Genomic DNA, 19,232 nt, shown 5'->3' on the forward strand with positions numbered 1-19,232 from the left:
AGCCGGACTCACATCGCCGGCCAGCCCTCCCCCTTGGCCAGCCGCCGCGCCGAGAAGCCCCCACCCGGAAACACCGCCGCGACGCCCGGCCGCTTCAGGCGCAGGTCCCACACCCGCAGTTCCGCGTAGCGCAGGCTCCATGTCCGGCCTTCATCCGAGCGGGCGAGGAAGCAGCGCTCGAAGGCGAGCAATTGCGTCGGCATCGGCGGGTGGGGACCGGCGCTCGTGTCGATGTCGAGGGCGAGGCTGTCCTGGCGCCCCGCCTCGAAGGCGCGGAGCGCATCGAGCAGCGCGTCGTATTCGAGGCCGTCGACGCAGAGCTGGAGACAGAGCCGCGGGGCGAACTCCGCCGCGGGATCGAGGTCCGAGTGCCGCTCCAGGGCGAGCGAGAAGCGCCCGCCCTCGGCATCGGGCAGCATCAGGATGTGGTCCTCGGCCACGCCGTCCAGCGCCCGCAGGCGGTCCGGCTCGATCGGCGAGGGTGCGGCCTCGCGGCCCTCGGCGCGGCCGTCGTTGCGGAAGTGGACGAGCGGGTTGACGCCCGCCGCCACCACGTCGGGGTAGCGGGCGAGGTAGAGGGCGGTGCTGAAGGCCGGGCTCGGGTCGAGTCCCTTGGCCGCACCCTCGCGCAGATAGTGGCGCACAGGGTCGAGCCGCGTCGGCCCGCTCTGGCGGCGGTAGAAGGCGGTGTCGAAATCCGCGTTCGGGTTGCGGTCCCTCCGCGCGCCGAGCCAGACGTAATGCAGGAACGGGTCGAGGCCGCTCTTGGCGACGCCCGGATTGCGGGCGCGGTAATAGGCGGCGTCGAACAGGCGCGGCACTTTTCCGTGCAGGGCGCGGCGCAGCAGGCCCGAGGCGAGGGCGACGAGGCGGTTCATGCGACCACCTGCGCCTCGCACAATGCGCGGATTGCGGCCCGGAACGCGTGCGGGTCGCACTCCGCACAGATGCGGGCGAGGCCGCTTTCGCGCACGGCGCGCCACAGAGCGGCGTCCTCGTGCAGGCGGATCAGCGCGGCCGCGAAGGCCCCAGGGTCGCGCCAGTCGCGGGCGATCAGCCCGGTGCCGTCGGGCCAGCCGAGTTGTTCGGACAGGATCGGCGTGGCGAGGCAGGGCAGGCCGCGGGCGACCGCCTCGTGGACCTTGTGCGGGATGCCCGCGGCGAAGCGGGTCGGGGCCAGGAAGACGCGGGCGGCGTCGAGATGGGGTTCGGTGTGCGGCACTCGGCCGGTGATGCGCACGCCGTCGCGACGGAAGCGGTCTCGGATCGTGTCGGCGATCTCGCCGACGATGGTGAGCGTCGCGTCCGGCAGCGCGGCCCGCACCAGCGGCCAGACGCTCCCGAAGAACCAGTCGAGGGAATCGACGTTGGGCTGGCCCTCGCGGCCGAGCGCGCCGACGAAGACGAAGCCGGAGCGCTCGGCAAAATCCGGGGTCGGCCGGTCGGGCGGGGCGAGCGCGTGGCCGAGCACGGCAACGTTGCAGGCGGCGTAGCGCATGAGCACCCGCGCCTCGGCGGACGAGACGCAGACCACGGCGTCGGCGAGACCGAAGCGGCGCGACTCGCGCTCGGCCTGCCACGCGAGATCGGCCGCCACCGCACTGCCGCCGGTGGCGGCCTCGGTGACGAAGTCGCGCAGCGAGAACAGGGCCTCCGAATCGAAGATCACCCGCGAGCGCACGAAGCCGCGCGGATCGAGGCCGAGCGCGTTCAGGGCCTGGAGCACGAACAGGATGTTGTGCGGACGGCTGACCCAGAGCACGTCGTAATGGTCGCGCCGCTCTTGGATGAGCCGGCCAAAACCCTCGTCGCCGCCCGCGTGGTGGATCTCGATGCGCTCGTCGAGGTCGCGGTAGCGCTGCGCCTCCTCGGCATCCGCCCCGTAATTGGGGAAGAAGGTCACGCTGTAACCGAGCCCCGCCATGGCGTTGAGGATCGCGTTGGCCCGCGGCAGGCCGGCGCCGAGATCGAGATGGGGCACCCGGTCGTCGACGTAGAGCACCCGCAGCCGCCAGGGGTCGTGGTCGAGGCTCGCCCCCGCCCGCGGCTGCGGCCCCTGCGCGAACAGGTTTTCGCGATGGCGGTCGAGGAAGCGGGCACGGTTGCGGTCGAGCAGCGCCTCCACCGCCTCGCGCTTGGCGCTGGTGGCGTTCTCGTAGTGGATCGCGGTGGCCCGCGGCTGCACCAGCACGCGCCACCCCGCCTGATGGCAGCGCAGGCAGAGATCGGTGTCCTCGTAATAGGCCGGGGCGAAGAGCGGATCGAAGCCGCCGAGTTTTTGGAACAGGGCGCGCTCGATCATCAGCACGGCGCCGGACACGTAGCCGACATCGCGGGTCGCGGCATGCTCGGGGGCCAGCGGGTCGGGGTCACCGCGCCCGTTGGGATAGGTGAGCGCGGCATCGTCGCGAAAGCCCGCGCCGGACTCTTGAAGATATCCTCCGGGGAAGACGAGGCGCGCGCCGACGATGCCGACCTCCGCATGATCCCGGAACGTCGCCGTCATGGCGGCGAGGGCGCCGGGCATCAGATCGACATCGGGGTTGAGGAACAGGAGGAGGCGCCCCCGCGCGCCTGCCGCGCCCGCGTTGCAGGCCGGCCCGAAGCCGGTGTTCTCCTCGTTCTCGATCAGCGTCACGCCGTCGAGGCGGGGATAGAGGCTGCGGGTCTCTCGGCTCGAGGCGTTGTCGACGAGGATCACCTCGAAGGTCACGCCCGCGAGCGCTTGGCCCGCGCAGAGCCGGTAGAGGGTGAGCGCCAGGAGATGGCGGGCGTCGCGCGCCACGATCACCACCGACACGTCCGGTTCGGGCTCGGGCCGGAAGGCGAGGCGCACGCCGTTGCGGTGGATCGCCTCCCAGATCAGCGCGGCCTCGACCAAGGCGGCACGGCGGCCGATGCCGGGATCGACGGTGTCGAGGCGGGGAATGACGGGCGTGTCGCTCACGACGCCTCCAGGCTGATGCGGCCGACGCCGTCATCGGTGAGCAGTAGGAGGCGGCGCGCGCCCGCGGGCGGCTGCGCTTCGGCGCGCAGGCCCAGGCTCACCGGAACCGGGGCAGGCAGGCGGCCGGTAAGGTCGGCGTAGGCGCCGGACGAGCGGATCTGCAGCGGCGTGACGCGCTCCAGGCGCAGTTCAGTTGCGCTGTCCTCGCCGATCAGGAAGGCCGCGGTCGGATGAGCGCCGGAGGCCAGCACGCCGGGAAGCCCAGTCGCGATCTCGATTCGCTCGCCGGCCCGCCCGACGATCCGGCCCACCGCCTCCCAATCCGCCGCCATGTCGGCGAAGGCCAGCGCCAGGGCGGTGCGGGCAGCGGGGAGCAGCGCGCGGCTGCGCACCCATTCGGGCGAGAGCGCGACATCGAGCGCGCCGAGGCGGGGCACCGGCCCCTCCGCTTGCGCCGCCCGCGCGAACCAGCGCCGCCGCTCCGGCGCGTAGGACGCAGCGTTTCCGTCACCGGGGCGCCGCTCGATGGCGACGAGGATGCCGAGGTCGGGATCGGTGGCGGGACGGGAGCGGGCGGAGTGTTCGCCGGTGATCGTGATGCCGCCACCGGTGAGGACGATGTTTTCGGGTGAGGCGGACGCGCCGTGCGCATCCCCTCTCCCCGCACGCGGGGAGAGGACTTCGGCGACCCCGTCGTCGCCGAAGTGAACCGGCAGGCGATGGTGAGGGGGCGTTGTAGGATGAGTCTCATCGGGCAAGGCCCCCTCACCATCGCTGCCGCTCGTCGCAATGACGACAAGGTCATCGCGACCCTCTCCCCGCGTGCGGGGAGAGGGGGCACCTCTGCCTTCGTGGTGAGAAACGAGAAGTCCGATCAGCTCGGCTTCCGCTGTCTCCGCCGCGTCCGCGTAGCGTGCAAACAGCCGCTCGCTCGCCGCCGTCAGCCGAGCCAACGCTTGCCCGTCCTCCACCACAGCCAGCACCGTCGCCTTCACCTCCTCGGCGTCGCGGCAGCGATGGGCCGGGTCTTCCGGCTCGAAGCCCTCCAGGCCGATCTCGGTGCCGATCACCGGGCGGCCGTAGGACAGGGCCTCGCCGACCTTCATCTTCAGCCCCGAGCCCATCAGCATCGGCGCCACGACGAGGTCGGCCTGCGCGTAGAAATCCGCGAGGCTGTCGAGATAGCCGAGGAGCCGCACGCCCGGCCCCTCGAGGCCGGCAAGGCTGCGGCAGATCTCGCCGGCGATGACGAGTTCGGGCCGGTCCGGCGTCCAGCCTTGCGCCCAGGCGCGGGCGAAGCGGCCGATGGAGAACAGGTTGGGGTCGTTGCCGTGGCCGAGGAAGCCGATGCGGGCGACCCGTTCCGGCACCGCGAAGGGTCGTTGCGGAGGAAACAGCGGCGGCAGCAGTAGGACGCGGGCCGGGGAAATCTCGGCGAAGTGGCGCGCCTCCGCCGCCTGGATCGCCAGCACCACGTCGGCGCGGGCAAGGCCCGCCGCCTCGCCGGCCGCGTCGGTGTAGAAGAAGTTCGGCTCGGCGCGGAACGGCCGGTACTGGGTCTGGCGATCCGCGAAGCGGTCGTGGGTGTCGATCAGCCTCAGCACGCCCGGCGGCACCCGCTCGAGCGCGGCCGAAAGAAAGACGTAATTCACCAGCGCGGCGCGGGTCTCGGGATATTGCGAAAAGTACCAGGCGACGAACTCGCCGGCTTCCGCCGGGCACCATTCGTCGATGCCGAAGCAGGGCGCGCGCGTCTTGAGCGGGATGACGGCACGCGGCTCGATCAGGAAGACGTTTCGGAACGTCTCCTCCATCGCCGAGAGGTCGGTCGGCGGGTGCTGGCCGAAGCGGCGATAGACCTGATCCTCGTGGGCGAGATAGGCGAGATCGACCGCGAAGCCGCCGCGGGCCAGAGCCTCGCAGGTGGCGACGAGCCGGCGGCGGTTGCCCGCGCTCGCAGGCGCGGCGGGCATCGGCGCGAGGACGAGGACGGCCGGTTCGCGCGCCATCACGCGGCCCGGACGGCGAGCGGCACGAAGCCGTGAGCGTGGAGCGCGAAGGCGGCCCGGGCACTCATCGGAGGGGTGCCCCAAAGTGGATCGAGGACAAGACCGACCCGTGGCCCGCCCGCGAAACCGAGCCGCGCGCACTTCACCCGGGCGCAACCCCAGCCGGCTTCGGAGCGGAGGAGCAGGGCGTGCGGGACGTCCTTGCCGGTGAGCGCGTAGCCCGATGCCTCGGGAATCAGCGCCGGCGCGTCGGCGGCGGGCGTGAAGGCGGCGAGTGCCGTCTCGACCAAGGGGAGCAACCCGGCCAGCACGGTGAGGCCGCTCGGGCCGGCCGAGAGCAGGGCGCGGGCGAGGAGCGCTCGCTCCGCCGCGCTCAGGACATCCGGCGCGCGGGGTTCAGGGCGGATCGGGATGTCGCGGAAATGGGTGGCGAGGGTGAGGTCACCGCCGGGTATGCCTTCGAGGGCGAGCAGGCAGACGGGGCCGCCCACGGCGCCCTCCTCCATGCCGGAAAAGGCCCAGGTCGCGAGCGTCACGCCCTCGGGCGCCGCGATGCCGAGTGGGATCGGCAGGGCCGGCGGCAGGGGGAAGCGGAGCACGGCGGTGCCTTGGGAGCCGGCGAAGAGCCGGCCCGGCGTCGGATCGGGGCTCATGCGGGAAGCGGACACCGTCCCACCCGCGCCCTCATCCTGAGGAGGCGGCGCGTAGCGTCGCCCTCGAAGGAGGGCTCCAGGGATCGCGCGGCTGGCTGGAGCCCTCCTTCGAGGCTGCTGCGCAGCACCTCAGGATGAGGGGGATGGGTGGGATGATGCTGTGTTCGCATCAGCCCCGCGCGTCCGCGAGCGCCTGGAGGATGCGCGCCCAGGAGCGGGTGCCCTTGTGGAAGCTCGACAGCTCGTACTTCTCGTTGGGCGAGTGGATGCGGTCGTCGTCGAGGCCGAAGCCGATCAGCAGGGTATCGAGACCGAGGATGCGCTTGAAATCGCCGACGATCGGGATCGAGCCGCCGGCCCCCACGGCCACCGCCTCGCGGCCCCATTCCTCGGCCAGCGCCCGCTTGGCGGCGTCGAGCTGCGGCATGTCGTAGGGGAGCGCCACGGCGCGCGAGCCCTTGTAGCAGATCACCTCCACCGAGCAGTCGGCAGGCACCCGCTCGCGCACGAAGGCCTCGAAGGTCTTGGCGAGCTTTTCCGGGTCCTGATCGTCGACGAGACGGAACGAGACCTTGGCCGAGGCCTGGGAGGCGATGACAGTCTTGGTCCCCTCCCCCGTATAGCCGCCGATGATGCCGTTGACGTCGCAGGCCGGGCGCGACTGGATCAGCTCGATCGGCAGCCGCCCGCGCTCTCCCGCGGGTTCTTTGAGGCCGATGGGACCCAAGAACTTTTCCGGGGTGAGGCCGAGGCCGCGCCATTGCTCCACGAGGTCGGCCGGCGGCTCGCGCACCCCCTCGTAGAAGCCCGGCAGGGTCACCCGGCCGTCGTCGTCGTGCAAAGCCGCGAGGATCTTGGAGAGGACGTGGATCGGATTGGCCGCCGCGCCGCCGAAGAAGCCCGAATGCAGGTCGCGGTCGGCACAGGTGACCTTGACCTCGAAATAGGCCAAGCCCCGCAGCGAGGTGGTGATCTGCGGGGTCTCCCGGTCCCACATGCCGGTGTCGCAGACCAGCGCCACGTCGGCCTTCAGGCGTTCGCGGTTCTGCGCGACCCATTCGGGCAGCCCTTGAGAGCCGTTCTCCTCCGCGCCCTCGACGAGGATGGTGACGCCGACCGGCAGGTCGCCGTTCATGGCCAGATGCGCCCGGCAGGCCTCGACGAAGGTCATCACCTGACCCTTGTCGTCCGACGCCCCCCGCGCGACGATTTTTTTGGAGTCACCATCGCCGGCCAGACGCGGCTCGAACGGCGGCGTCTGCCACAGGTTCAGCGGGTCCACCGGCTGCACGTCGTAATGGCCGTAGAACAGCACGTGCGGGACGCCCGGCTTGGGGCGGTGCGCCAGCACGACCGGATGCAGCGAGGTCTCCTCCACGCTGGTCTCGAAGCCGAGCGCGGTCAGGGTGCCTTCGAGCCAGCGGGCCGCCTCGCGGCACTGGCCGGCATAGGCCGGATCGGTCGAGATCGACGCGATGCGCAACCACGCGAACAGCCGCTCCAGCGCGCCGTCGAGGTCGCGGTCGATGTCGTTGAGGACGGGATCGAGCGTCGCGGACATGGGCTCCTCGCGGACGAGCCGATCCGCTGTGCTGCCTCGGTGAATCACTTAGGGATCACCACGAGCACCGAACCGGCGTTGTGTTCGCCGGAGCTAACATCGCCGTGCCGCTACGGAAAGCCTCACCGCGCAGCGTCCGACGATCCACCGAGAGGTGGCCGATCCGTGATCGACCACCCGGAACGGCTCCACCTTGGAACGGTTATGGAAACGACCCGGCGCGGGCTCGCCCGCCCTCCCATGACGCGAACCCCTGCCCGGCCCCGGGAGATCATCCTCGGGGCGGCCGCGGGGCGCCGCCTCGCCACGGACACCATCCATGCTCATCGACAGCGGTTCGCCCGGCGCAGTCGGGACCATCGGCATCAGCCTGACCCTCAACGGCGAGCGCCGCGAGATCCAGGTGGCGCCCTGGACCACGCTTCTCGACCTCCTGCGCGAGCGGCTCGACCTCACCGGCACGAAGAAGGGCTGCGACCATGGCCAGTGCGGCGCCTGCACGGTGCTGGTCAACGGCACGCGCATCAATTCCTGCCTCGCGCTCGCGGTGATGCAGGACGGGGCCGAGATCACCACCGTCGAGGGGCTGGCGAGCCTCGCCGCGCGCGAGGGCAAGAACAGCCTCCACCCGATCCAGGAGGCGTTCGTCGAGCACGACGCGTTCCAGTGCGGCTACTGCACGCCGGGCCAGCTCTGCTCCTCGGTCGGCCTGATGAACGAGGGCCACGCCCATTCCCGTGACGAGATCCGCGAGGCGATGAGCGGCAACATCTGCCGCTGCGGCGCCTACACCAACATCGTCGATGCCATCGAGGACGTGATGCAACAGGGAGGCGCCCGATGAACCGCTTCGATTACGTCCGCCCGAACACCGTGGCGGAGGCGGTGCAGGCGCTCGGCGCCGACCCGGCGGCCCGCTTCATCGCGGGCGGCACCAACCTGATCGACCTGATGAAGTACGATGTCGAGCGGCCGGGCCGGCTCGTGGACATCACCCGCCTGCCGCTGCGCGACATCGAGGAGCGGGACGGCGGGCTTCGCATCGGCGCTCTGGTGACGAACGCCACGGTCGCCTACGACGCGCAGGTAAAGGAGCGCTACCCGCTCCTGTCGAGCGCGATCCTGGCCGGGGCCTCGGCGCAGCTACGCAACGCCGCCTCGACCGGCGGCAACCTGCTGCAGCGCACCCGCTGCTACTACTTCTACGATACGGCCACGCCCTGCAACAAGCGCGAGGCGGGCACCGGTTGCAGCGCCATCGGCGGCGTCAACCGCATCCACGCGATCCTCGGCGCCAGCGAGCACTGCATCGCGACACACCCCTCCGACATGTGCGTTGCGCTCGCCGCGCTCGAGGCCGTGGTGCAGGTGAGCGGGCCGAACGGCGACCGTTCGATCCCGATCGCCAAATTCCATCGCCTGCCCGGCGACGATCCGGCCAAGGACACCAACCTCGCGCCCGGCGAGATCATCGTTGCGGTCGATCTTCCGGCGAAGTCGTTTGCCGCGAACTACACCTACCTGAAGCTGCGCGACCGGCTGTCCTATGCCTTTGCGCTGGTCTCGGTCGCCGCCGCGCTCGAACTCGATGGGCAAACGATCCGCACCGCCCGGCTCGCGCTCGGCGGCGTCGCCCACAAGCCGTGGCGCAATCAGGAGGCCGAGGCGCTGCTCCAGGGCAAGCCGGCCACCCGCGAGACCTTCGCGGCGGCTGCCGACCTGATCCTTCGGGAGGCCAAGCCGCAATCGACCAACGGCTTCAAGATCGAGCTGGCGCGCCGCGCCATCGTCCGCGGCCTGGAGCAGGCCGCTTCCGGCACGCCCCAGTCCCAGTCCGACAAGCGCATCCAGTAAGGAGCTGCCATGACCGTCCAGTTCAGCCCGGCGGCCGGCCGCGACCGCTTCGTCGGCACACCCGTCAGCCGCATCGACGGCCCGGCCAAGGTCACTGGCCTTGCCAAGTACGCGGGCGAGTTCGCCGCGCCCGACCTCGCCTACGGCGTCGTCGTGTCGAGCGCCATCGCCAAGGGCCGCATCACCCGGATCGATTCCGCCGCGGCCGAAGCCGTGCCCGGCGTCGTCAAGGTGATCACCCACGAAAACCGCCCGGCCACCTCGCAGAAGCCGGAGGATTATCAGGACGCGGTGGCGCCTCCCGGCGCGCCGTTCCAGGCGCTGGCGAGCGACACGATCGTGTTCTCGGGCCAGCCGGTGGCGCTCGTCGTCGCCGACGACTTCGAGACGGCGCGCTACGCCGCCTCGCTGGTACGGGTCGAATACGAGACCGCCGCCCCGCTCACCGATGTGGCGGCGCAGGCGTCCGACTCCTACGATCCGCCGACGAAGCGCAACGGCATCAAGCCGCCGCCGGAGCCGTGGGGCGATGCCGCGGGTGCGTATGACGGGGCCGAGATCCGCGTCAACGGCCAGTACCGGATGGCCGACGAGCACCACAACCCGATGGAGCCGCACGCCTCGACCGTCGTCGTGGAGAAGGACGGCACCTACACGGTCTACGACAAGATCCAGGGCGTCGCGAACACGCACGACTACATCGCCAGCGCCTTCGGCCTGAAGCCGGAGCAGGTGCGGGTCCTGAACCCCTATCTCGGCGGCGGCTTCGGCTCGGGGCTTCGCCCGCAGTACCAGCTCTTCCTGGCCATGCTCGCCGCGAAGGATCTCGGCCGCTCGGTGCGGGTCACGCTGACCCGCGACCAGATGTGGTCCTTCACCTACCGCTCGGAAGCCGTCCAGACCGTCTCGCTCGGCGCCGACCGCTCGGGCAAGCTCCAGGCGCTCAAGCACGACGCGGTGCAGGGCACCTCGACCTACGAGGATTACCAGGAGGTGATCGTCAACTGGTCGGGCGTCCTCTACGATTGCGACAACGTCGCGCTCACCTACCGCATCACCAAGCTCGACACGCCGACGCCCGGCGACATGCGGGCACCGGGGGCCGTCACGGGCGTCTTCGCCATCGAGACGGCGATGGACGAACTCGCCTACGCCTCGGGCCAGGACCCGTTGCAGCTGCGCCTCAAGAACTACACCGAGGGCGACCAGACCGAGGACAAGCCGTTCGGCTCGAAGGAATTGCGCGAGGCCTTCCGTCAGGGCGCCGAGCGCTTCGGCTGGGCGAGCCGCAAGCCGGAGCCCCGCTCCATGCGCGAAGGCAAGGAGTTGGTCGGCTGGGGCATGGCGACCGGCATCTGGGAATCGATGATGATGCAATCGAGCGCCCGCGCCGTGCTCGGCTCCGACGGGCGGCTGGAGGTTGGCAACCAGACCGGCGACATCGGCACCGGCACCTACACGATCCTGACGCAGATCGCCGCCGACACGCTGGGGCTCCCGCTCGACCACGTGACGACGAAGCTCGGCGACACGCGACTGGCCCAGGCCCCCGTGGCCGGCGGCTCGTGGACCGCGGCCTCCTCGGGCACCGCGGTCATGAAGGCCTGCCGCGACATCGCCGAGCAGGCGTTCAAGCTGGCGCGCGGCATGGACGGCTCGCCGCTCGCCAACGTCGATTTCGAGCGCGTGGTCTTCACCAACGGCCGTATCGAGGTTTCAGGCGATCCCTCCAAGAGTGTCGCCCTCACCGACATGATGAAGGCGACGAGCACGGAAAAACTGGAGGCCACCGCCGAGGCCGCGCCTGACAAGGACTTCGAGGAGAAGTTCAACGCCTATACTCACTCCGCGATCTTCGCCGAGGTGAAGATCGACGAGGAACTCGGCGTCGTGCGTTGCACCCGCGTCGTCTCGGCGATCGCGGCGGGCAAGGTGCTGAACCCGAAGACGGCGCGCAGCCAGATCCTCGGCGGCGTCGTCATGGGGATCGGCTCGGCTCTGCACGAGGAATCGATGCTCGACCACCGCATCGGCCGGTTCATGAACCACAATCTCGGCGAGTACCACGTGCCGGTCCATGCCGACATTCCCGACATCGACGTGATCTTCGTCGACGAGGAGGACCGGGCGAACCCCCTCGGCGTGAAGGGCGTGGGCGAGATCGGCATCGTCGGGGTCGCGGCGGCGATCTCGAACGCGGTGTTCCACGCCACGGGCAAGCGCATCCGCCACCTGCCGATCACCATCGACAAGATCCTCGGCGCGGGCTGAGCGGTTCGAAGCGAGATCGAGGCGGCCCGGCGCGACAGCGTCCGGGTCGTCTTCGTTTCCGACCCTGGGCGAGCGTCCTCTCTCCGTCATCCTGGGGCCGCGCAGCAGCACCCGGACCCGGAGGCGTGCACTCCATCCGTCATGCGTGGCCATACCCGGCGTTGCAGCCCGTCGTGGTGTCCGGGTTCGCTTGTCGCGCCCCGGATTGACGGCAGAGACTCAAGGAAACGCGCAGAACCCCGTTCAAAACCCGCCTCTTCCCGCACCGCAACTGGCCGCCCCGGCCCCATCCGTGCTACCGCGCGAAAAATTCCTCCGGCGACACGGACGACCGACATGCCGCGCGACCACATCCGGGTGACCCGCGCCCTCCTCTCCGTCTCGGACAAGGACGGGCTCGTCGCGTTCGCCACCGCGCTCGCGGGCCTCGGCGTCGAGCTGGTCTCGACGGGGGGCACGCACCGTACCCTGTCGGAGGCCGGGCTCGCCGTCACGGAGGTCGCCGAAGTGACGCGCTTCCCCGAGATGATGGACGGACGCGTCAAGACCCTGCATCCGGCCGTCCACGGCGGCCTGCTCGCGGTCCGCGACAACCCCGAGCACCAGGCGGCGCTCGCCGCCCACGGCATCGGCGCCATCGATCTCCTCGTGGTCAATCTCTATCCGTTCGAGGAGACGTTGAAGGCCGGCAAGGCCTACGACGATTGCGTCGAGAACATCGATGTCGGCGGCCCTGCGATGATCCGCGCGGCCGCCAAGAACCACGCCGACGTAGCCGTCGTGGTCGATGTCGGCGACTACGCCGCCCTCCTCGACGAGTTGCAGGGCAACGACGGCGCCCTCGCCGCCGCGACCCGGCGGCGGCTGGCGCAGAAGGCGTTTTCGCGCACCGCGAGCTACGATGCGGCGATCTCCAACTGGCTCGCCGGGGTCGAGGCCTCGGACGCGGCGCCCGAATTCCGCGCCCTCGGCGGACGGCTGGGCCAGAGCCTCCGCTACGGCGAGAACCCGCACCAGAGCGCGTCCTTCTACCGCCTGCCCGGACGCCTGCGCCCCGGCATCGCCACCGCTCGGCAGGTGCAGGGCAAGGAACTCTCCTACAACAACCTCAACGACACCGACGCGGCCTATGAATGCGTCGCCGAGTTCGATCCGGCGCGCTGCGCGGCCGTCGCGATCATCAAGCACGCCAATCCCTGCGGCGTGGCGGAGGGCGACGACCTCCTCGCGGCCTACGAGCGGGCGCTCGCCTGCGATCCGACCTCGGCCTTCGGCGGCATCGTCGCCCTCAACCGCCCCCTCGACGCCGAGGCCGCGCGGAAGATCGTCGAGATCTTCACCGAGGTCATCATCGCCCCCGAGGCTTCCGAGGAGGCCAAGGCCATCGTCGGCGCCAAGAAGAACCTGCGACTGCTGCTCGCGGGCGGCCTGCCCGATCCCCGCGCGGCGGGCGAGACGCTCCGCACGGTGGCGGGCGGCTTCCTCGTCCAGGGCCGCGACGCGGCGGTGATCGACGACATGACGCTGACCGTCGTCACGAAGCGACAGCCGACGGAGACCGAGTTCGCCGACATGCGCTTCGCCTATCGGGTGGCCAAGCACGTGAAGTCGAACGCCATCGTCTATGCGAAGGGCGGCGCCACCGTCGGCATCGGCGCCGGGCAGATGTCGCGGGTCGATTCCTCCATCACCGCCGCCCGCAAGGCCGCGGAAGCCGCCGAGCGCCTCGGCCTGACGGAGAGCCTCGCCCAGGGCTCCGCGGTCGCGTCCGACGCCTTCTTCCCCTTCCCCGACGGCCTGCTCGCCGCGGCGGAGGCCGGCGCCACGGCGGTGATCCAGCCCGGCGGCTCGATGCGCGACGACGACGTGATCCGGGCCGCCGACGAGGCCGGGCTCGCCATGGTGTTCACGGGCGTGCGCCACTTCCGGCACTGAGGCCGCGTGCGGAGCGTTCAGGCCGCCCGCCCCAGGGCGACGTTCCGGCCGTCGGGCGTGCCGACATCGTTGTCGGCGCCTATGCCGGCGAGCCGCTCGATCACCGCGACGGCGCCCGCGAGGCCCGGCTCGCCGCGCAGGTCCGCCGACAGCCGGGCGGCGCCGGCTCGCAACGCCGGATCCGAGTGCAGGGCGGCGATGCGCGCGGCCAGTTCCTCGGGCCGCAGCCGCCACAGCCAGAGCGGTGCCTCCGCCGCCCCCGCGGCCGCGAGGCGGTTCCCCCAATAGCGCTGCTCGCCCGTGCTGGCGACGACCACGCTCGGCCGGGCATGGGACAGGACCGCCGCCGTCGTCCCGGCTCCGCCGTGATGGACCACGCCGGCGACATGCGGGAACAGCAGATCGTAATCGACCGCGCCGACGGTGGCGATGCGCGGGCACGGCCATGCGGGCACATCGAGCGCCCCCGCGCCGACATTCCCCAGGATCGCCCGCCCGCCCCAGATGCGCAGCGCCGCGAGGACCACGCGGGTGATGCGCTGCGAATCGGCGATCACCGAGCCGAACCCGATGAAGAGCGGGGGCTCGCCTTCCGCGAGGAACGCCTTCAGATGGTCGGGCAATCCCTCCCCGCCGCGCGGCGGCGCCCGCCAGAACCCGGTGGCGACGGCACCCCGCGGCCATGCGCCGTCGTCGGGGCTGAGCGCGGGGCTGAAGGCGAGGAGTTGCGTCGAGACCGCGCGGCTCAGCGTGTCGGGATGCGCCGAGAGCGGCAGCCGCCGCGCGCCGCCCGAGAGCGCCTCGAAGCGCCGCACGCCGCCGCGGGCCAGGAGCGGGAGCACGCGGGCGGATTGATAGCTCAACCGGTTGAGAACCCCGCCGAGATCGCCGCCGCCCACGAGGAAGGAGGCCGCGTGCCGGCTCGGGAAGTTCGGCGTGTAGGTGACCTGGACGGAGGGAATCCCGCGGGACTGCGCGAGCACGCCGGCGAAATACGAGAGAGGATTGTAGACGACGAGATCGGCCTCCTCGATCTCGCGCGCCATCGCCTGCAGCACCTCGCACAGGGAGGCGCTGAGGGTGTCGTAGAGGCGGCGCAGCGCCCCGGCGAGCTTCAGAGGCGCCCGCGCCCGCCACGCCGCCCCGACCTCGCTCAACCGCAGGACCTCGCCGAAGCGGCCGACCGTCACGGTCTCGACCTCGAACGCGGCGGCACGGCGGTGGTGGTCGGCGTTGATCAGGAGGCGGACGGCATGGCCCTCGCCCCGAAGCGCCTCGGCCAGCAGCACCATCGGCTGAATGTCCCCCCGCGTCCCGAAGGCGCACAGGAGGATCCGCCGTCCGGACGGCGGACGGACGGCGCGGCGATCCGGAAAAACAGTCCCGGTGGAATCGTCCATTCGGACTCTCCACAGATCGACGGATCCGGACAGACGATCCGGACCTCTTGGGACTTTCATGATCGATCATTTCAGACTCGGCAAGAGATCGCGTTCGCGCGTGCGTTTCTCAGGCCAATCGTGGCAAGTCCACCACAGGTCGATGTGCGGGGGACATCGCGCGCGCCGCCCGCCACAACGCCAGCCACACGAGATGTCGGCGCGCCGGTAGTGCGGCGGACAAACGAAAACCCCGGCCGCGCCTCGCGACCGGGGTTTCGTTTGTCGTCCCGCGGGAAGCGGGCGGCGTCAGTGCGCGTGGGCGCCCGAGGCGCCGATGCCGGTCTCCGAGCGGACGTATTGCGCCTCGAAGGCGGCGCGCTCGCGGTTGGCGCGGCGGGACCGGTCCATCGTCGAAACCAGCCAGATCGTGACGAAGGCGAGCGGCATCGAGAACAATGCCGGGTTGGCGTAGGGGAAGAGCGCCGCCGGATGGCCGAAGGTCTTGACCCACACCGCGTCCGACAGAACCACCATGGCGACCGCCGCCACGAGGCCGACGAGGCCGCCGATCAGCGCGCCCCAGGTCGTGGTGCCGCGCCAGAGGATCGACATCGCGAGCACCGGGAAGTTGCAGCTCGCCGCCACCGAGAAGGCCAGCCCGACCATGAAGGCGACGTTCTGGTTCTCGAAGATGTAGCCGAGCACGATGGCGACGATGCCGATGCCGACGGCCGAGGCCTTCGACAGGTTCACCTCGGCCTTCTCCGTGGTCCGCCCGCGGGCGAAGACCTGGGCGTAGAGGTCGTGGCTGATCGCCGAGGCGCCGGCCAGCGTCAGGCCCGCCACCACCGCCAGGATGGTCGCGAAGGCCACCGCCGAGATGAAGCCGAGGAAATACGGGCCGCCGATGGCGTTGGCGAGGTTCACGGCGACCATGTTGGTGCCGCCGAGCATGTCCTTGATCTTGTCGTAGGTCGTCCCATCGGCGCCGAGCTTGAAGTAGCTCGGGTCGGACATCAGCAGGGCGATGCCGCCGAAGCCGATGATGAAGGTGAGGATGTAGAAGTAGCCGATCAGGCCGGTGGCGTAGAACACCGACTTGCGGGCGGCCTGGGCGTCCGACACCGTGAAGAAGCGCATCAGGATGTGCGGCAGGCCGGCGGTGCCGAACATCAGGCCCACACCCAGCGAGATCGAGTCGATCGGGTTCGAGACGAGGCCGCCCGGCGCCATGATCGAATCGCCCTTCGGGTGCGTCTGAACCGCGGTGGCGAACAGCTTCTCCGGGCTGAAGCCGAACTTGTAGAGCACGGCGCCGGCCATGAAGGTCGCGCCGCCGAGCAGCAGGCAGGCCTTGATCACCTGAACCCAGGTCGTCGCCTTCATGCCGCCGAAGGCGACGTAGATGATCATCAAGGCGCCGACGAGCACCACGGCGTAGAGGTAGGGCAGACCGAACAGCAGCTGGATCAGCTTGCCCGCGCCGACCATCTGGGCGATCAGGTAGAACGCCACCACGACGAGCGTGCCGGTCGCCGAGATGATGCGGATCGAGGTCTGGTCGAGGCGGAAGCTCGCCACGTCCGCGAAGGTGAACTTGCCGAGATTGCGCAGGCGCTCGGCGATGAGGAACAGCACGATCGGCCAGCCGACGAGGAAGCCGGTGGAGTAGATCAGCCCGTCGAAGCCCGACGAGTAGACGAGGCCGGAAATGCCGAGGAACGAGGCCGCCGACATGTAGTCGCCGGCGATCGCCAGCGAGTTGGTGCCGGCCGAGATGCCGCCGCCCGCGGCGTAGAAGTCGGCCGCCGACTTCGAGCCCTTGGCCGCCCGGTAGGTGATGCCGAGGGTGAACAGCACGAAGAACAGGAACATGCCGATGGCCGGCCAGTTCGTGGCCGATTGCTGGACCTGTCCGAGATCGGGCCCGGCTGCGAGGGCCGGCGCGGCGCCGAGGGCAAGGCCCGCGGCGAGGACGGTGAGGAGGGCGCGGCTCATTTCGCGAGGCTCCGGGTGAGGTCGGACGAGAGCCGGTCGAAGCGGGTGTTGGCGCGGGCGACGTAGATGCCGGTCAGCACGAACGCGAACACGATCACGAACATGCCCATGTAGAAGCCGAGGGAGGCGGTGCCGCCGACCTTGGTGGAGAGCAGCGCCTTGTCGAAGGCGATCAGGCCGATGAAGCCGAAATAGACGAACAACATCAGGCCGGTCAGGACCCAGGCGTAGCGGTTGCGCTCGCGCACCAGGGTCTGGAAGATCGGATTCTGAGACACCCGGTCGAGCCGGGGATCGGACTCGGGCCGGTCGAGGGGGGCGACGACCCCGGGCAGGGGACGTACGTCCGAAGTCGCGGTCGGACCCGCCATTCGTGTGACACTCATGAATCTCCTCCCATGCTCGTCCGGACCGTTGCGCGGGCCGGCGGCTGGTTGCTCTTATGGTTGTAGTGGCAGATGCCCCTCCGCCTTGCGGGGAGGGGGTAGGGGTGGGGGTCGCGCAGAAGGCACCGCCGGGGTTCCCCCTGAACCACCCCCGCCTCCGGCTCCTCCCCGCAAGGGGGAGGAGAGAGCGTCGCGGTTCAGGCCTTGGCGCGGTTCTGGCGGTTCTCGATCAGGTCGTCGACCACCGCCGGTTCGGCGAGCGTCGAGGTGTCGCCGAGCGAGCCGAAATCGTCCTCGGCGATCTTGCGCAGGATGCGGCGCATGATCTTGCCCGAGCGGGTCTTGGGCAGGCCCGGCGCGAACTGGATCAGGTCCGGCGAGGCGATCGGGCCGATATCCTTGCGGACCCAGGTCACGAGTTCCTTGCGCAAGCCGTCGTCGCCTTCCTCACCGTCGTTGAGGGTGACGTAGGCGTAGATGCCCTGACCCTTGACGTTGTGCGGGTAGCCGACCACCGCGGCTTCCGACACCTTCGGGTGTGCGACGAGCGAGGATTCCACCTCGGCCGTGCCCATGCGGTGGCCCGAGACGTTGATGACGTCGTCCACGCGGCCGGTGATCCAGTAATAGCCGTCGTCGTCGCGCCGCGCGCCGTCACCGGTGAAGTAGAGGTTCTTGTAGGTCGAGAAGTAGGTCTGTTCGAAGCGCTCGTGGTCGCCGTAGACCGTGCGCATCTGGCCGGGCCACGAATCCTTGATGCAGAGGTTGCCCTCGCACTTGCCCTCGAGTTCCTTGCCCTCCGCGTCGACCATCACCGGCTGCACGCCGAAGAAGGGCCGCGTCGCCGAGCCGGGCTTGAGCTTGGTCGCGCCGGGCAGCGGGGTGATCAGGATGCCGCCGGTCTCGGTCTGCCACCACGTGTCGACGATGGAGCAGCGCTTGTCGCCGACGACGTTGTAGTACCAGTCCCAGGCCTCCGGGTTGATCGGCTCGCCGACCGAGCCCAGCACGCGAAGGGATTGGCGCGAGGTCTTCTTCACCGGGCCCTCGCCGCCGCCCATCAGCGAGCGGATCGCGGTCGGCGCGGTGTAGAAGATGTTGACGTTGTGTTTGTCCACGACTTCCCAGAAGCGGGAATTCGAAGGGTAGGTCGGAATGCCCTCGAACATCAGCGTGGTCGCGCCGTTCGCGAGCGGGCCGTAGACGATGTAGCTGTGGCCCGTGACCCAGCCCACGTCCGCGGTGCACCAGTAGACGTCGCCGTCGTGGTAGTCGAACACGTATTGGTGGGTCATGGAGGCGTAGACGAGGTAGCCGCCGGTGGTGTGCACCACGCCCTTCGGCTGGCCGGTCGAGCCGGAGGTGTAGAGGATGAAGAGCGGATGCTCGGCCTCGACGGCCTCGGCCGGGCACTCGTCGGTCACCTGTTCGGCGGCCTCGTGGTAGTAGACGTCGCGGCCGGGCTCCATCGCCACGTCGCCGCCGGTGCGCTTCACCACGATGACGTGCTCGACGAGATCCTTCTCGACGCGCTTGATCGCCTCGTCCACGTTCGCCTTGAGCGGCACCTTGCGCCCGCCGCGCAGGCCCTCGTCGGCCGTGATGACGACCTTGGAGCCGCAGCCGTTGATGCGGCTCGCCAGCGAATCCGGCGAGAAGCCGCCGAAGACGATCGCGTGGATCGCGCCGAGCCGGGCGCAGGCCAGCATGGCGTAGGCGGCCTCGGGGATCATCGGCAGGTAGAGCGTGACGCGGTCACCCTTGCCGACGCCGCGGTTGCGCAGGACGTTGGCCATCCGGCAGACTTCCGCGTGGAGTTCGCGGTAGGTGATGTGCTTGGATTCGTTCGGGTCGTCGCCTTCCCAGATGATCGCGGTCTGGTCGCCGCGCTTGTCCAGATGGCGATCGATGCAGTTCACGGCGACGTTGGTCTTGCCGTCCTCGAACCACTTGATCGAGATGTTGCCGGGCTCGAAGCTGGTGTCCTTGACCTTGCTGAAGGGCGTCGACCAGTCGATCCGCTTGCCGTGTTCGGCCCAGAACGTCTCGGGGTCCGAGACCGACGCCGCGTACATCTCCTGGTACTTGGCGTCGTCGATCAGGGCCCGCTCACGCCACGCGTCCTGAACGTCGATGACCTTCTCGCTCATGTCGTTTCTCTTCCCTGAACGGTGCCCGATCGTATCGTGCCGGTGCACGCAGCCGGGGCTTCCGGAAAAGTTCTTAAGCGCATGTG

General features: G+C 70.1%; 13 protein-coding genes. 4 read left to right on the forward strand and 9 right to left on the reverse strand.

Features of this window, described 5'->3' with window-relative positions; all coding sequences use genetic code 11:
- Positions 1 to 8 precede the first annotated feature (8 nt).
- From HNR00_RS14820 to HNR00_RS14840, 5 genes are all read right to left on the reverse strand, one after another.
- Positions 9 to 878 carry a hypothetical protein gene (locus HNR00_RS14820; RefSeq protein WP_183570597.1) on the reverse strand — a complete coding sequence of 290 codons (870 nt, stop codon included), beginning with the start codon at positions 876 to 878 and terminating at the stop codon, positions 9 to 11.
- Complete coding sequence (locus HNR00_RS14825; RefSeq protein ID WP_183570599.1) at positions 875 to 2,947, reverse strand: glycosyltransferase; 2,073 nt, start codon at positions 2,945 to 2,947, stop codon at positions 875 to 877. The genes HNR00_RS14820 and HNR00_RS14825 overlap by 4 nt, the downstream gene beginning before the upstream one ends.
- Positions 2,944 to 4,956: a glycosyltransferase gene (locus HNR00_RS14830; protein WP_183570601.1), complete on the reverse strand. Its 2,013-nt coding sequence runs from the start codon at positions 4,954 to 4,956 to the stop codon at positions 2,944 to 2,946. Before HNR00_RS14830 ends, HNR00_RS14825 begins: the two co-directional genes overlap by 4 nt.
- Positions 4,956 to 5,609, reverse strand: coding sequence for a hypothetical protein (locus HNR00_RS14835; protein ID WP_183570603.1), 654 nt, complete (start codon positions 5,607 to 5,609; stop codon positions 4,956 to 4,958). Before HNR00_RS14835 ends, HNR00_RS14830 begins: the two co-directional genes overlap by 1 nt.
- A gap of 169 nt (positions 5,610 to 5,778) precedes the next feature.
- Positions 5,779 to 7,170 carry a M20/M25/M40 family metallo-hydrolase gene (locus HNR00_RS14840; RefSeq protein WP_183570605.1) on the reverse strand — a complete coding sequence of 464 codons (1,392 nt, stop codon included), beginning with the start codon at positions 7,168 to 7,170 and terminating at the stop codon, positions 5,779 to 5,781.
- Between the two features lie 319 nt (positions 7,171 to 7,489).
- On the opposite strand from HNR00_RS14840, the gene HNR00_RS14845 reads away from it, so the two are divergent.
- From HNR00_RS14845 to purH, 4 genes are all read left to right on the forward strand, one after another.
- Positions 7,490 to 8,014 carry a (2Fe-2S)-binding protein gene (locus HNR00_RS14845; protein WP_183570607.1) on the forward strand — a complete coding sequence of 175 codons (525 nt, stop codon included), beginning with the start codon at positions 7,490 to 7,492 and terminating at the stop codon, positions 8,012 to 8,014.
- A complete protein-coding gene (locus tag HNR00_RS14850; protein ID WP_183570609.1) occupies positions 8,011 to 9,024 on the forward strand; it encodes an FAD binding domain-containing protein in 1,014 nt (337 codons plus the stop codon). The genes HNR00_RS14845 and HNR00_RS14850 overlap by 4 nt, the downstream gene beginning before the upstream one ends.
- A gap of 9 nt (positions 9,025 to 9,033) precedes the next feature.
- Positions 9,034 to 11,295 (forward strand): xanthine dehydrogenase family protein molybdopterin-binding subunit, encoded by a 2,262-nt coding sequence (locus HNR00_RS14855; RefSeq protein ID WP_183570611.1) that lies wholly within the window; start codon positions 9,034 to 9,036, stop codon positions 11,293 to 11,295.
- Positions 11,296 to 11,631: 336 nt separating this feature from the next.
- Positions 11,632 to 13,230, forward strand: coding sequence for a bifunctional phosphoribosylaminoimidazolecarboxamide formyltransferase/IMP cyclohydrolase (gene purH, locus HNR00_RS14860; RefSeq protein ID WP_183570613.1), 1,599 nt, complete (start codon positions 11,632 to 11,634; stop codon positions 13,228 to 13,230).
- A 17-nt stretch (positions 13,231 to 13,247) separates the two neighbouring features.
- Here purH and HNR00_RS14865 read toward each other — a convergent pair whose 3' ends face one another.
- The 4 genes from HNR00_RS14865 to acs all read right to left on the reverse strand — a co-directional run bounded on the left by HNR00_RS14865 (position 13,248) and on the right by acs (position 19,146).
- Entirely contained in the window at positions 13,248 to 14,690 is a 1,443-nt protein-coding gene (locus HNR00_RS14865) for a glycosyltransferase (RefSeq protein ID WP_312886064.1), read from the reverse strand.
- Between the two features lie 228 nt (positions 14,691 to 14,918).
- Complete coding sequence (locus tag HNR00_RS14870; RefSeq protein WP_183570617.1) at positions 14,919 to 16,610, reverse strand: cation acetate symporter; 1,692 nt, start codon at positions 16,608 to 16,610, stop codon at positions 14,919 to 14,921.
- The gene (locus HNR00_RS14875; protein ID WP_183570619.1) at positions 16,607 to 16,996 is read right to left on the reverse strand and encodes a DUF485 domain-containing protein; all 390 of its coding nucleotides are present in this window, start codon (positions 16,994 to 16,996) and stop codon (positions 16,607 to 16,609) included. The genes HNR00_RS14870 and HNR00_RS14875 overlap by 4 nt, the downstream gene beginning before the upstream one ends.
- Positions 16,997 to 17,193: 197 nt before the next feature.
- On the reverse strand, positions 17,194 to 19,146 hold the full coding sequence (acs, locus tag HNR00_RS14880; protein WP_183570621.1) for an acetate--CoA ligase: 1,953 nt from the start codon (positions 19,144 to 19,146) through the stop codon (positions 17,194 to 17,196).
- Positions 19,147 to 19,232 lie beyond the last annotated feature (86 nt).

The organism is Methylorubrum rhodinum (genome assembly GCF_014199935.1).
GTDB classification, from domain to species: domain Bacteria; phylum Pseudomonadota; class Alphaproteobacteria; order Rhizobiales; family Beijerinckiaceae; genus Methylobacterium; species Methylobacterium rhodinum.